The following is a 13,664-nucleotide window of genomic DNA, read 5'->3' on the forward strand; positions in this document are numbered from 1 at the left end:
CCGAGTCGCCGCCCGCCATCAGGATGCTCCCCGACTCGGATGATCCCAACGGCGTCGGAACGCAGGTCGGAGTCGCCGTCGGCGTTGCCGTTGCCGTCTGCGTGGCGGTCGCCGTCACCGTCGCCGTCGGCGTCGCGGTCGCTGTGGCAGTGACCGTCGGCGTCGCAGTCGCTGTGGCAGTGACGGTCGGCGTCGCAGTCGCCGTGGCAGTAACTGTCGGCGTCGCAGTCGCCGTGGCAGTAACTGTCGGGGTCGCAGTCGCCGTGGCAGTCTCAGTTGCAGTCGCCGTGGCAGTGACCGTCGGCGTCGCGGTCGCTGTGGCAGTGACGGTCGGCGTCGCAGTCGCTGTGGCAGTGACGGTCGGCGTCGCAGTCGCCGTGGCAGTAACTGTCGGCGTCGCAGTCGCCGTGGCAGTCTCAGTTGCGGTTGCCGTCGGGGTTGGCGATGCCGGCGTACCAAATGCGATACCAGTGAGGCTCACCGTTTGGGTCGTGGCCTGCCCATCATCGACAAAAGTCAGCTTTCCAGTTTCGGTGGTTCCGTTGTGATTAGTGTCAGTGGTCGGATTGAATGTTACTGAGACCTGGCAGCTCGAACTCGCGGGCACGGAGCTGTCGCAAGTATTCGCGACAATGGCGAACGGGCCGGTTATCGTGGTCGAGGTGATGCTGAGCGCCACCAGACTGGAATTGGAGAGCGTAACCGTCTGTGACGGCGAAATGGTATCGACCTGGACCCTCCCGAACGACAGGGAGGCCGGCGACACGGTAGGAGTCACGATGATGCCGATTCCGGACAACGTGATCGTTTGCGTGGGCGTCACCGCATCGTCGGTGACGATGATTGTCCCGCTTCTGCTCCCGGTTTGAGAAGGAGTGAAAATCACACCAAAGCTGCAGGTGCCGCTCGCCGCGACCTCGGTTCCGCTGCAGTTGTCACTGGTCGTAGTAAAGTCGCCGGAAGGCACGACGCTAGTCACACTGAGTGGAACCAGGTTGGGGTTGGTCAAGGTGATGGTTTGCGCGGCGCTGGGAACGTCCACCGGCTCGTCGCCGAAGCTCAGATGAGTGGCAGAAAAAGTCGGCTTTACGAGCGTGCCGGTGCCCCTCAGCGTGATCATCGAAGGGCTGTTTCCGGCGTCACTGTTGACCACCAGGGTTTCCGAACACGGGCCGGGCGAAGTCGGAGCAAAGCTCACTTCAACGGTGCACGTAGCCGGTGGTGGAGTCGGTCCCGTTGATCCCTTGGGCCCCAGGATCGCTCCGCTGCAGCCATCGCTGCTGACCTGTATGCCGCAGCTATCGACCAACGCGATGCTGGTCACGGTGAGCTCAACCGGAGTGGGATTGGGATTGCTCATCGTCACAGTCTTGGCCGCGCTGGTGTTGCCCACCACGGTGTTGGGAAAATTGACGGTAAGCGATTGGTTGATCGATCCCGCTATGCCAGTGCCTTTAAGCGACACGAATTGCGTGCCGCCGGGAGAATCCGAGGGAAAGCTCATCGTTCCGGTGTAGGTCGTTGCCGCGTTAGCAGTGAAATTGACGCTGACAGTGCAGCTGCCGCCCGATGGGGCAAGCGCCGCGCCGGAGCAACCATCGACCACTATCGCGAATTGCGCGGGGCTGACCGTAACGGTGCCCATGTGGACCGTGCTCGCGGAGTTATTTACTGCCGTTTCGATCCTGGCTGGCGACGTGGTCGTGCCGGTGCCGGTAAGCGGACCAACCACCGAGTCTACAAAGAGTACCGAATAAGGCGTGACCAGCAGCGGCACGGGAGTTGGTTGCGCAGGCGCAGTTCCGAAATCTGCCAGCAGCAGAGTCGCGGTCGCTATCAGCACGATCGCGGCGAATCTCCCAGCCCGCACGGTCGCAAGTTTGACGTTCGCAACGGTTGAGCGCCATGAACGGGGATCCAGTGAAGGTCGGTCAAACCTATTCAGCCGTCGAGTCATGGCGCGTTCCCCTTCTGATCGCTGATTGAGGCTTATTGAGGCTTATTGAGGCTTATCGATGCACGGGCTAACAAAATGGCTGGTGAGCGTCAAGGCAGAACCGCCGCGCTGAGCCCCGAAAACGCCTGAAGTGTCAAAAATTCACCAAGTCACAAGGCTGGCCGGCTCCCGTTGGCCGACTGGTAGGGTGCCGCTATCCAAAAGTCAAACCCTGACGTTAGTGGAGATGCGCTCTGCCGCAGGACTGGCGGCGTGGCGAGTTGCTCGACGGCGGTGCGCTGCCTCGGGCGAGTTAAAATTCCGGCGCCTTCGGCTTCGCAGACTTCGCTCGGCATGACAGAGGGGGGCTGACCCCTGCCCGAAACCTTTCGGTTCGATGCGGCGTACTATTTATGATATTCAGGACGTTATTGGTGTATTTTCGACCGGACCGCCGGGAAGGGGCTCGCATGCCGACAGAGCAAGACATCCTGCTATCCACGCGAACTGCGCTGGCGGCGCGAACTGCGCTTAAGAACATCGTCCGGCTGATTCCCGCCGTTGTGATTATTGCGGCGATGCTGAATATATTGTCGTGCGATACCTCTGGACTGCTGGGGTCGGGCAACAACGGTTCCGGCTCTCCGACTGCCACTCCGACGACCGGTACGGGAACGCTCGCGTTCGTGACCAACTACAACGACGGCAAGGTGTCGTCGTTCACCCGCAACACGACGACCGGCGCGCTCAAGCATACCGGACAGGTAGGTGCGGGCGCGAAAAAAGGGCCGCGAGGGGTGGTCGCGTCGCCCAACGGCAGCTTCCTGTACGTCGCGAACAAAAAAGACGACAACATCTACGAATACTCCATCAATTCGACCAAGGGCACGCTGACGCCGCTGTCGCCGGCGGCCGTGAGCAACGGCAGTGGAACCGGACCCGACGAACTTGCGATCAGTTCCGATGGGACGTTGTTGTGGGTGACGGGCGCGGCGGGGACGGTTACCTGGTACACGGTTGACGACACCACCGGACAGATCACGTCGGGTGGCTCGATCGGAGGATTCAGCGCTCCATACGGCATCACGCTGCATCCATCGCTGGCGGTTCTATACGTGTCGGATACGTCCACCGGGCTTATCTGGCCGATGACGTATGACACCAGCACCGGGGCGCTAACGAAGAACTTTACGGCGGTTCATAGTGCGGACGGGAGCGCGAATAAGCCGGCCGCGATCGCGATCGATTCGGGGGCCGATTCGCTGTTCATCGCCGATCAGGTGCTCGGCGAGGTCTCGTCGTTTACGATGAATACCACCACGGGCGCCCTTGCAGCCGCTAGCGTTTACCCCAACAGCAGCACCGGCGACGTGCCGATTGGACTCGGAATGGCGACAAACGGCAGCTTCCAGTACCTGTATACGGCCAACAATGGAGGTAACTCGGTGTCGTCGTTCCTCGCCAGCCTGACGACCCTGACCGAACCGCCGGCGCTGGTGACGGGCTACACCGGGGCCACGGGGTTGGTGGTGGATCCGCAGAACCTGTTCGTTTACACCGCCAACAATGGCAACGGCACCGTCGGGCAGGTAATTATCAATGGCACGTGCGGAGCCTCGATATGCGCGGGTACGTCGATTCCGACCGAGAGTCCCGCCAATGCCGGCAGCGGTCCGTGGGGGATCACGCTGGCGCAATGACGCCGTATGGACTCCGGTCCCCGCGCCTTCACGAGAGCTAAAGCTCAGGATTGGGGGATGGGCTTGGGGATGGGGGTGGCCGCGGGCGCGGATGCGGCGGCGGCTTTGGCAGCGCTCGACGCGGCTTTCGCTTGCGCTTTCTCCTGAGCCGCCTTCTGCCGCAACTGCGTGAGCATCGCGCGCAACTTGCCGGGATTGACCGGCTTCTTGAACAGCGCCCCCTCCAGACCGCGCAGCCGCGAGCGCTTCAGGATGTGATCCTTGTCGTAGTAGTACGCGGTCATCAGGATTACCGGCAACTGCGGCATCTCTTCCTTGACCTTCAGATAGAAATCGTAGCCGTCCATCTCGGGCATCACCACGTCGGAGATAATCGCGTCGAGCTTGACGTTGCGCAGGATTCCAAAGGCGGCCGACGGACGCGTGGCGCAATGGACGATGCATTTTTCGGCGCGCAGCAGGTCGGCGAGCGAATTGACCACGGCGCTATCGTCGTCGAGCACCAGCACCGACATCCCTCGCAGCGGAGATTCTTCAGTGAGATGCGGCGCGTCATCGGGGTGCGTCTGCCCCTTGCCATCTTCGCGAGGAGCAAGATCGGCCATCCGCTTGCCGGCCAGGTAGTCGCGCGTCTCGTACTCGCCCTTGCGGGTCATCTCGTCGAGGCGATGCACGATGGCCTGCACGCGTGCGATGGAGTTTCGAATCGAGTTGAGGCGCTCGTTCTCGACAACTTTTTCGGACTCGGTGAGCCGCGTCTCGAGGCATTGCGAGAGCAGTTCGATATTGTTGGTGATCGATTCGAGCGGGTTGTTGATCTCGTGGGCGAGGCTCACCGCGATTTCGCCGGCGGTCGCGAGTTGCTGCGCATGGCGCAAGCGCCGAATGTCGCGGGCGAAGCCGATCGTTCCGACTTCATGGCCCTCGGCGTCGTAGATGAGCGCGCCGGAGATCATGACCGGGATCAGTTCGCCGGCCTTGTTGCGGAACTCGGTCTCGAAGCCGGCGATTCGGCCCGCGTCGGTCGACTCGCGCAGCGCCTTCATCACCCGGCGCGCTTCTTCGATCGACGGATAGATGCGGGTGCAGTTCTCTCCGATAATCTCCTGCGAGCTGTAGCCGAGGCTGGTTCGCGCGCCCTCGTTGTAATAGTTCACGGTGCCGTGTTTATCGACGGCGATTATGATGTCCGGCGAGCTCTCGATGAGACGCTGGAAATATTTTTGATCGAGCGGCAACTTGTTGATTCCTTGATGAATTCAGCCGGGCCCGTTTATTTCGCGGCGCGAAGCCGGAATTTAGGCATCGACACTTCATCGTTGAGCTTTTCGAACGTCACCTCGACCGGCATCCCGCACTTGATATCATGCGGCTTGACGTCGACGAGGTTCGACACGATTTTGCATCCCTCCTCCAGCTCGACGACGACCACCGCGTAGGGTACCTGGCCGGCGAAGCCCGGGTGATAGACCTGATGCATGATATTGAAGCTGAAGATTTCACCGCGTCCGCTGACCGGGACCCATCGCGAGGCGGTCGAGTTGCACCTGGAGCAGAGATCGTCGGCTGGGAACCGGAGCTTCCCGCAGCCGTCGCATTTCTGGATCATCAGGCGCCCAGTGCGCGCGCCGTCGAAAAACTCCCGCATCTCGGGCGTGATTGCGGGGATCGGTTTGCTGAATTCTGCCATTGCAATTTTGCTTATATATAACTTAGACGAATTAGCGTTTGGAATGATTGAAACGCGCTGCGTCACACCACAAGCAATGCCGGCGCGATTCGCGACTAATGTTATGGCTGCGATCCCAGTACGAGCGTGGAATGTGTAGCAAGGATACCGCCGTTGCCGGAAACGAGTCCAATGTCGTGTTTCGGCACCTGCCGCCGCCCCCCATCACCACGCATCTGCACGATTGCCTCTGCCACCGGAGTCATCCCCCACATATAAAAGGAGCTGAGCTGACCGCCGCCGGTATTGACGGGAAGCGATCCGCCGGGACCGATCACGCCGCTGGCAACCAGCGGGCCGCTCTCGCCTTTTTTGCAAAAGCCGTAATCCTCGAGCGTGACCAGCACGGTGAAAGTATAGCAGTCGTAGAGCTCGCAGAAGTTGACGTCGTCGGCCTTGATTCCCGCCATCTTGAACGCGGTTTCCTTGGCGATCGGCGCGCCGGAAACCAGCGTTTCGAGCGGATCGCGCCCGGGATGACCCTGCCCCATCCCTAATATATAAACGGGCGGGCGCTTCAAATTCTTCGCGCGCTCGGCCGAGGTGACGATAACCGCCAGACCGCCGTTGGAAACCAGGCAGCAATCGTACAGATGGAACGGCTCAACCACCCATCGCGAGGCATGATACTCGGCCATCGACATCGGCGTGTCGTAAAACTGAGCGGCGGGATTCAGGTTGGCCCACTTGCGCTGGGATACCGCCACCGCGCCGAGATGCTCGTTGGTGGTTCCGTAGCAATGCATGTGGCGCTGGGCGACGAAGGCGTAGTGGGCGTTGACGCCGAACAGCCCGTAGTGCGCGTCGAGACCCTGGGCGAAGCCGTAAAAAGCGGCCGAGCCGCCACCACTGCCGCTGCCCTTGCCGGGCGAGGGCGGACGCAGCGGAGCATCGGCGAATACGCACGCGACGACTTCGGCCATTCCGGCGTCGATAGCCTGCGCGGCATGCATGATCATCGCGGCCGCGGTCGCGCCACCGAGGTTCATCGTCGCGGTCAGGCGCAAATCATGCAGGCCCATCGCATGCTGGAGCGACGACGAAGCCATCGGATTGTTCAACCAGGTGATTCCGGGGTTGACCAGCAGGCCGTCGAGGTCGGCGCGCTGGAGGCCGGCGTCTTCGAGGGCGAGATTGACCGCCTCGGCAGCGAAGCCGATCGGTCCGGAATGCTCGAAAGTTTTACCCATCCGGGTCTGGCCGAGCCCGGCGATAGCGCATTTAGCTCTTAAAGACATGGCGCCTACTCTCTTACGCTTTTTCGAGAAGACTCTCCAGCGGCAGGCAGGGGGTGAGCCCTGCACTCAATGTTAAGGCCGCCCGCCGATGGCGGGCGCGGCCCCTCGTGTCATTCTGAGCCGCTGCGGCGAAGAATCTCGACGGACACTCCGGCGTCCGGCGCCGGCGGACACGCGCTTACGCGCGCGGGTTCCTTCGCTTCGCTCAGGATGACTCAAAAAAAAGTCCTAACAGGCCGTCAGGCCGCAGCATTTCTTTTCACTGCGTGCAGGGGTCACCCCTGCCCAAGGAGGTGCGGAACCCACGGTGGGTTCCGCATTCAATTAAGTTCTCTCGATGGCGCAGCGAAGAAACTCACGGTTGACAGCAAGCTAGCTAACCAACAGCATCGAAAGTAAAAATTGAGTCGGGGGGAATCATGCGTGTATCTAAAGCCGGATTGTTGTTGGCTGCGATTGCAGCCATTGTGATCTGCGTTGCGGCCCGGGCCGTAGTTTCGATCGCTCACCAATCTCAACATCAATCGCAGTCGCAGCCAGCACACCAGAACCCGAATCCTCAAGCTTCGGGATACCGGATGCCAGTCATTTTCGAGCCTAACGTCGGTCAAGCGGTCGCGCGCGTGAAGTTCCTGTCGCGGACGCGCGATGGCGTGCTGTTTATTGCAAGCGACGAAGCGATCCTCGCGCTGTCGTCGCCGGCAGTCGTGCCGATGCGGCGTGTGCGAACGGCGCGCGTCGTGGCGCCGAAACAATCGGGCGGCGTTCTGACTATGCGGCTGGTGGGCGCGAATCCCAATGCGACTGTCGAGGGACGCGGCAAGGCATCGGCGCGGATCAACTATTTCATCGGCAGAGATCCGAGCCGCTGGCATACGAATATCCCAACCGTCAATGAGGTTGTCGCGCACGATGCGTGGCCCGGTATCGACGTTTCTTACAGCCGCGACCGCAGTGCCGGTCCTGAAGCGGTGGAATGCACGTTCACGGTGCGGGCGGGCGCGAATCCTTCGGCGGTTCGGCTGGCGTTCGACGCTCCCGGCGACGTCGATCTGACTCCCGACGGCAACGTCGAGACCGCAATCGGCGTCCGCAAGATAAGCTTCACCAAGCCGCGGGTGTTCGAGGAGAGCGTCGACGGACGCCGGCAAGTCGCGGCAAAGTTCGTCGCGATTGCGTCGGATGCGCGCACGGGAGTGCATCGACTCGAGGTTCGATTCGAGGTTGCGCGGCGCGATCCCGGCGCGCGGATGGTTATCGATCCGAGCCTCATCTACTCGACTTACCTGGGGGGCAGTGGGCAAGCGAATGCAAGTACTACCTATGGTGGTACGGGCGACAGCGTCAACGCGATCGCGCTCGACAAGGACGGCAACGAGTATCTGACCGGAGGCACCACCTCACAGGACTTCCCGGCCACCAACGAGGCTTTCGTCTCGGCCTGCACCAAGGATTACAACTGCGGTGGCCCCGCTTTCATCACGAAGCTGGATGGCAAGACCGGAGAGATCGTCTTCTCGACGCTTCTCGGCGGCAGTGGCGGAGTCTACGAGGGCGTGGGCGATGAGGGCAACGGCATCGTTGTCGATCAATTCGGTAACGCCTACGTGGCGGGTGCTACATCTTCGGAAAACTTTCCGACGACACCGGGCGCGTTCGTCCCAAGTGGTGGTGGCGGGCGGGCTCCATTCGTCACGAAGCTGAGCGCAGACGGGAGTTCTCTGGTCTACTCGACGCTGCTGCAGAGCCCGGGTATCGAAGACTGTGGCAACGCAATCGCGATCGACGAATCGGGGAACGCGTACGTTACCGGCATGATAAATTTTAACGCATTCGCAATCGTGTTGAATACGACCGGCACTGCGGCTACCTACGCGGTCGCGCTTGCCTCGGCAACGGGCTACGCGGTTGCGCTCACGTCGAAAAATGAAATGTGGATCGGCGGGCAGTCAGACGGCCAGGATTTCCCGACGACCGGGAACGCTTTTCAGCGCACCTGTAAAAAATGCAACTCGGACGCCGCGGGATTCGTCGCGTTGCTGGACCCGGCGAAGGGACAAACAAGAAAGAGCCTGATCTATTCGACCTATCTTGGCGGCAGCAAGTCGAGCGATATCATTCGCGGGATCGCGGTGGACAGCGAGAATCGCGCGTGGGCGGTTGGTTCGTCGAGTCCGAGATCCCTTCGTGGCAACCGATCCGAGGTCAAGAAGTGCGCGAAGGGCACGGTGTGCGGCAACGACGCGCTGCTTGCGATTATCGACGCGTCCAAGTCGGGTAGCGCCTCGCTGGCACACTCGCTGTTTATCGGCGGAGAAGGCAACGACATAGCCAACGCAATTTACCTGGACGGAACCGGCAAGGCGTATATCGGCGGGCAGACGACATCGCCGGATTTTCCGGTCACCAGCAATGCGGTGCAGTCGAGCTACACGCCGTGCACGGGATGCGAACAGTTTCGCGGGCCTGCGTTCGTGGCGGTCGTGAACCCCACGTCGAAGAAGAAGAGCCTGCTTTATTCGACGTACCTGGGCGGAGCGACGGTGCCTTCCCCCACGTACCTGGGCGCCCGCGGCTATTCGAATCTTGTCGAGGTGGATGCCGTTAACGGTATCGCCGTGGACGCTGGCGGTGTGATCCATGCGGCGGGGCTTAGCTACGCCAGCGGCTTTCCCACTACCGGCGATGCGCAGCAGACAGTGTGCAAAGCCTGCGCGACGCTCGGCTCCGACGGTTTCATAGCCCGGATCAATCCGGGCGCATCGACGGGCGCGGAGGCGCTCGAGTACTCGTCGTTCATCGGCGGCGCGGGACCGAGATTTTCCGGCGATTCCGCGGCTGGAGTCGCGATGGACAGCACGGGCGCGGTATACCTCGCGGGTTCCACCGCGTCGCCGGATTTCCCCGTAACGCCTGGCGCATTTCAGCAAAACTGTGCCGGATGCGCGGGCTTCGATGTCGACGGATTCCCTGATGTTGGCTTTGGCGCATTCGTCGCCAAGCTGAACCCGGCTGCCGCGCCGGGCGATCAGCTGATCTACGCGACCTATCTCGACGGCTCGAGTTCCGGCGAGGGCACTTCTGTCGCAGCATCCGGGATCGCCGTGGACGCGACGGGCGAGGCGTACACGGTCGGCGTTTCCTACACATCGGATTTCCCGATCACGCCCAATGCATACTCGAACTCATGCCCCAGTGGTGGTTGCGTCTTCTTCGCGAAGCTCGATTCGACCGGCAGCAATCTGCTTTATTCGAGTTTCATCGGTGACGGCAGCACGGCGGCTGTTGCCGTAGATCCGGAAGACAACGCCCTCATTGCCGGCACGACCAAGGGAAATATGCCGACTACGCCTGGCGCCGTGCAAAGCGTGTGTGGGGCTTGCCTCTCAGGAGGCGCGGGATTCTTCTCGAAAATGGATCCGAGCGCCAGCGGGACCGCGTCGCTGGTCTATTCCACCTACTTGAGCGGCAGTGGGGGAAAGATCGGAGCCTCGCCAACCGGCGACGCTCTCAGCGCGATCGCGGCTGACGCGAATGGCAATGCGATACTGACAGGACAGGCGACTTCTCTGGATTTTCCCACCACTTCGAACGCGTACCAGACGCAGTGCCAGCCATTTTGCGAGTCGCCCGTCATAAGCGTGATCAATCCTGCGCTCTCCGGGCAAGCAGCACTTGTGTATTCGACCTATCTCAACGGCACCGGCGGAGACAGCGACCCGACCGCATCTCCTTATGCGGTGGCGGTCGATTCCAGCGGCGATATTTACATAGGCGGACAAACCTTTGGTTACGACTTTCCAGTTTCGCCGAATGCATTCATCCCGCAGTGTCCGGGCGTGCCATGCGAGGCCGGCTCCGGATTCATCTCCGAGTTGAATCCAAATGCGGCGCCCGCGAATCAATTAGTGTACGGAACCTATCTCGGCGGCACTTCGAGCATCGGCTACGAAGCCGTCACCGGGCTGGGGGTCGATTCGAATGGCGAAATCTACGCCGCAGGTCACACGCTATCAGCGGACTTCCCGGTCACCCCGGACGCCGCTCAGCCAACCTGCCTGTCGTGTCCCGGAGCCCTGCAGGGCGAAGGCAGCGATGGCTTCCTGACGGTTCTAAATCCCGCGGCGTCCGGAGCGAGCCAACTCGTCTATTCGACTTTTCTGGGCGGCAACAATTACGACGCCGCAACCGGACTTGCGATGGGACCGACGGGGCTGGTGGCGGTGGCAGGATATTCCAGCTCGACCGATTTCCCGACTACCAGCAATGCACTCAAGTTACAGTGCCCAGCATGTCGGAACACAGGTTCTCTCGGGTCGAACCGCGACGCCTTCGTCTCGGTATTTCAGTTTTAGGATTGAAGCCGGTCGTCAGCCGGTGTCGCGCGGCAGGGGGACCCCTGCACCGCAGGGCTGAGCCCTGCGCTCAATGTTAAGGCCGCGCTCCGTTGGCGGGCGCGACAGGGGTGACCCCTGTACTCAATGTTAAGGCCGCGCTCCGTTGTCGCGCGCGGCCCCCCGCGCCGGCGCGCCGTGTTTTTCTAGAGCGAAAGCTGCTGTAGCGAAGAATCCCGGATCCGGGTTCCTTCCCCTTCGGCAGCACTCAGGGCTCCGGCTAGTGGTAGCGGAGTTTACCCTGAGTACTCGAAGGGCTCAGGATGACACAAAAAAAGAGTGCTCAGGGTCTGCCCATAGTGTAGTCGCGAAAAGATGCGTTGCGCAGATTTTCGCGTCTTCTCACTACTGGGTGCAGGGGTCACCCCTGCCCAAGGAGGTGCGGAACCCACGGTGGGTTCCGCATATAATATACGTCCTCTCGATTGCGCACCCCATGCCGTTGTATCGGGATTAATCGGGCAACGTCCTAACAATTGCGGCCTCGCGCGCGAGGGGGTTGGTTTATCGCCAGCCGGTTCGTATTCTATTAGGTCGGTTGCCAAGGCTCGCAGCTTGAATCTACAATTAGTTTCGGGAGATTGACGAATGGCCGATCCGCTTAGCTTCGAGGCGCTGGCGAGCAGCGAACATGTGCTGTCCAGCGCGGAAAACTTCGTTCTCTACGTGCTGCTCGAGGCGGTGGCCCGGGGCGCGGGCGGCGGCGGTCGGGTACCGCTCAACCTTGGCGTGGTGATCGATCGCTCGGGCTCGATGTACGACGAGCGGCGGCTGGAATTCGTCGTCGAGGCGGTCAAGTTCCTGGCCGACAACTTGAGCGACCAGGACAAGGTCTCGATAGTCGCGTTCGCCGACAAGGCCAAGGTGATAATCACGCCCGAGGCGGCGCGGGATAAGAGCGCTATTAAACGCGCGATCGACGATATCGATCTGTTAGAAATCGGCGGCGGCACGCAGATGGCGCTCGGGATGCGCGCGGCGATCGACGAGGTCAAGAAAAATCTCAGCCCCGATCGCCTCAATCGCGTGCTGGTGCTCACCGACGGCCAGACCTACGAAGAGACCGCGTGCATCGATCTGGTCGAGAAAAACCGCGACCAGATTTCGTTCTCGACGATGGGCGTGGGCGTCGAGTTCAACGAGAAGCTCTTGCAGCGCGTGTCGCAGGACTCCAACGGCAAATATCATTTCATCGGCGACCCCGCCGAGATTCCCAATATTTTCGAAGACGAGCTGCAGGGACTGCGCTCGGTGAGCCTGCGCAACGGGCGAATCGAGGTGACGCTGTCGCAGGGCGTGCAGGTGCGCGAGGCATTTCGCGCCTCGCCGGAGATTTACGTGCTCGGCACGCCGCTGGTCGGCGAGGATCGCAAAATCAGCTACGAGATCGGCGACCTGCAGGCGGGCGTGCCCGGTTCCGTGCTGCTGACGCTGGTGCTGCCGCCGCGCAAGCCGGGGCCGGTCAGAATTTTGCAGAGCACGTTCCATTACGAAGTGCCCGGCGCCGCCGAATCCACCGTCGCCTGCGATCTCGCCGTCGATTACACGCTCGATCGCACGCTGACCAGCAAGCGCAACGGCCGCGTGATGAACCTGGTGGACCAGGTCTCGATTGCCAAGCTGCAGGCCAAGGCCGAGGAGGAGCTCAAGGCGGGCAACGTCGATCGCGCGACTCGCCTGCTCGGCAACGCGATGCAAGGGACGCAGCGGATTGGCAACGTCAAGGCGACGCAGGCGCTCGCCGGCCTGCTCGATCAGATCAAGAAAACCCAGACGCTGCAGACCAAGGCGGCCAAGACCACGCTGCTGCAAGCGCAGGCGGTGGTGCGCAAAACCCAGATGCTCGATCCGGAAGCGTTGAAGGATTTCCAGAAGTCCGATTAGTGTATCGAAAAGTGAAATTTGGTGAACGGCACGGGACCGATACTTCGAACTCACCTGCGAGGGCTTAGACCATGATCAAATGCGGCGAATGCGGCTACGAAAACATGGACGGACTCGATTACTGCGACGGATGCGGCGCGAAGCTCGCCGCCGGCGCGGCCGGCACCGCCGCTGCGGCTCCGGCTGCAGCTCCTGCCGCAGCGGCTCCTGAAGCAGCTCCCGCAGCAACCCCCGCTGAAAGTGGCGGCGCCGATGCGGCGCCGGCGGCCGAGGCTGCGACGGCAGAAGCGCCCAAGTCGGAAGCGCCCACCGGTGAGATCAAGCCGGAGGCCGCGCCCGAGAGCGCGCCGCCGGCTCCAGCGGCGGCTGCCGCAGGCGCGCCGTTCAAGGCCAAGCTGTCGGTGGTTCGCGGCGGACGCAAGGGCCAGGAATTTCCGCTCGAAGACGGCAACAACCTGGTCGGCAGATGGGATCCCGAGACGGGTTCGTTTCCGGAAGTGGATCTCGACGCCGACGATCCCGAAGCCAAGATCTCGCGCAAGCATGCGTTGATTCGGATCGACGGCGGCAAGATCACGATCGAGGACATCGGCAGTCTCAACGGCACCTACGTCAATCGCCAGCCGCGCCTCTCGCCGGGCAGTCCGGCCGAGCTCAAGTCGGGCGACGAGGTGATCATCGGGAAAACGTTCCTCAAGCTGGTGGTAGAACCAATATCTTGACCGCCATCCCCTCCAGTCGCGCCCGGACGTACGCCCCATGCGCGGAAGTTGAGGAGGGTCA

Annotated in this window: 9 protein-coding genes and 1 pseudogene; 6 read left to right on the forward strand and 4 right to left on the reverse strand. The window is 61.7% G+C overall.

Annotation, left to right across the window (positions count from 1 at the left end; genetic code table 11):
* A partial coding sequence (locus ABSB13_RS05950) for a hypothetical protein (protein WP_428106487.1) occupies window positions 1-548 on the forward strand: 548 nt, incomplete at its 5' end.
* Window positions 549-592: 44 nt separating this feature from the next.
* Here ABSB13_RS05950 and ABSB13_RS05955 read toward each other — a convergent pair.
* Window positions 593-1,504, reverse strand: a pseudogene (locus ABSB13_RS05955) (choice-of-anchor D domain-containing protein); the annotation flags it as partial.
* Window positions 1,505-1,535: 31 nt separating this feature from the next.
* Here ABSB13_RS05955 and ABSB13_RS05960 point away from each other — a divergent pair.
* Together ABSB13_RS05960 and ABSB13_RS05965 are read left to right on the forward strand one after the other, a co-directional pair.
* Entirely contained in the window at window positions 1,536-1,757 is a 222-nt protein-coding gene (locus ABSB13_RS05960) for a hypothetical protein (RefSeq protein WP_428106490.1), read from the forward strand.
* 649 nt (window positions 1,758-2,406) lie between these two features.
* On the forward strand, window positions 2,407-3,636 hold the full coding sequence (locus ABSB13_RS05965; RefSeq protein ID WP_428106416.1) for a lactonase family protein: 1,230 nt from the start codon (window positions 2,407-2,409) through the stop codon (window positions 3,634-3,636).
* A gap of 44 nt (window positions 3,637-3,680) precedes the next feature.
* Here the strand turns inward: ABSB13_RS05965 and ABSB13_RS05970 are convergent, their stop codons facing one another.
* The 3 genes from ABSB13_RS05970 to ABSB13_RS05980 all read right to left on the reverse strand — a co-directional run bounded on the left by ABSB13_RS05970 (window position 3,681) and on the right by ABSB13_RS05980 (window position 6,603).
* A complete protein-coding gene (locus ABSB13_RS05970; RefSeq protein ID WP_428106418.1) occupies window positions 3,681-4,874 on the reverse strand; it encodes an ATP-binding response regulator in 1,194 nt (397 codons plus the stop codon).
* A 35-nt stretch (window positions 4,875-4,909) separates the two neighbouring features.
* Entirely contained in the window at window positions 4,910-5,326 is a 417-nt protein-coding gene (locus ABSB13_RS05975) for a Zn-ribbon domain-containing OB-fold protein (protein ID WP_428106420.1), read from the reverse strand.
* Between the two features lie 101 nt (window positions 5,327-5,427).
* A complete protein-coding gene (locus tag ABSB13_RS05980; protein ID WP_428106423.1) occupies window positions 5,428-6,603 on the reverse strand; it encodes a thiolase family protein in 1,176 nt (391 codons plus the stop codon).
* A 578-nt stretch (window positions 6,604-7,181) separates the two neighbouring features.
* Here ABSB13_RS05980 and ABSB13_RS05985 point away from each other — a divergent pair.
* The 3 genes from ABSB13_RS05985 to ABSB13_RS05995 all read left to right on the forward strand — a co-directional run bounded on the left by ABSB13_RS05985 (window position 7,182) and on the right by ABSB13_RS05995 (window position 13,603).
* On the forward strand, window positions 7,182-10,958 hold the full coding sequence (locus ABSB13_RS05985) for a DUF7948 domain-containing protein (RefSeq protein WP_428106424.1): 3,777 nt from the start codon (window positions 7,182-7,184) through the stop codon (window positions 10,956-10,958).
* A gap of 627 nt (window positions 10,959-11,585) precedes the next feature.
* Window positions 11,586-12,881, forward strand: a complete 1,296-nt coding sequence (locus tag ABSB13_RS05990) for a vWA domain-containing protein (RefSeq protein WP_428106427.1) — start codon at window positions 11,586-11,588, stop codon at window positions 12,879-12,881.
* Window positions 12,882-12,952: 71 nt separating this feature from the next.
* Window positions 12,953-13,603, forward strand: coding sequence for an FHA domain-containing protein (locus ABSB13_RS05995; RefSeq protein WP_428106429.1), 651 nt, complete (start codon window positions 12,953-12,955; stop codon window positions 13,601-13,603).
* Window positions 13,604-13,664 lie beyond the last annotated feature (61 nt).

Origin of the sequence: Binatus sp. (SeqCode) (assembly GCF_050013435.1) — a bacterium.
In the GTDB taxonomy this organism is placed as follows: domain Bacteria; phylum Desulfobacterota; class Binatia; order Binatales; family Binataceae; genus Binatus.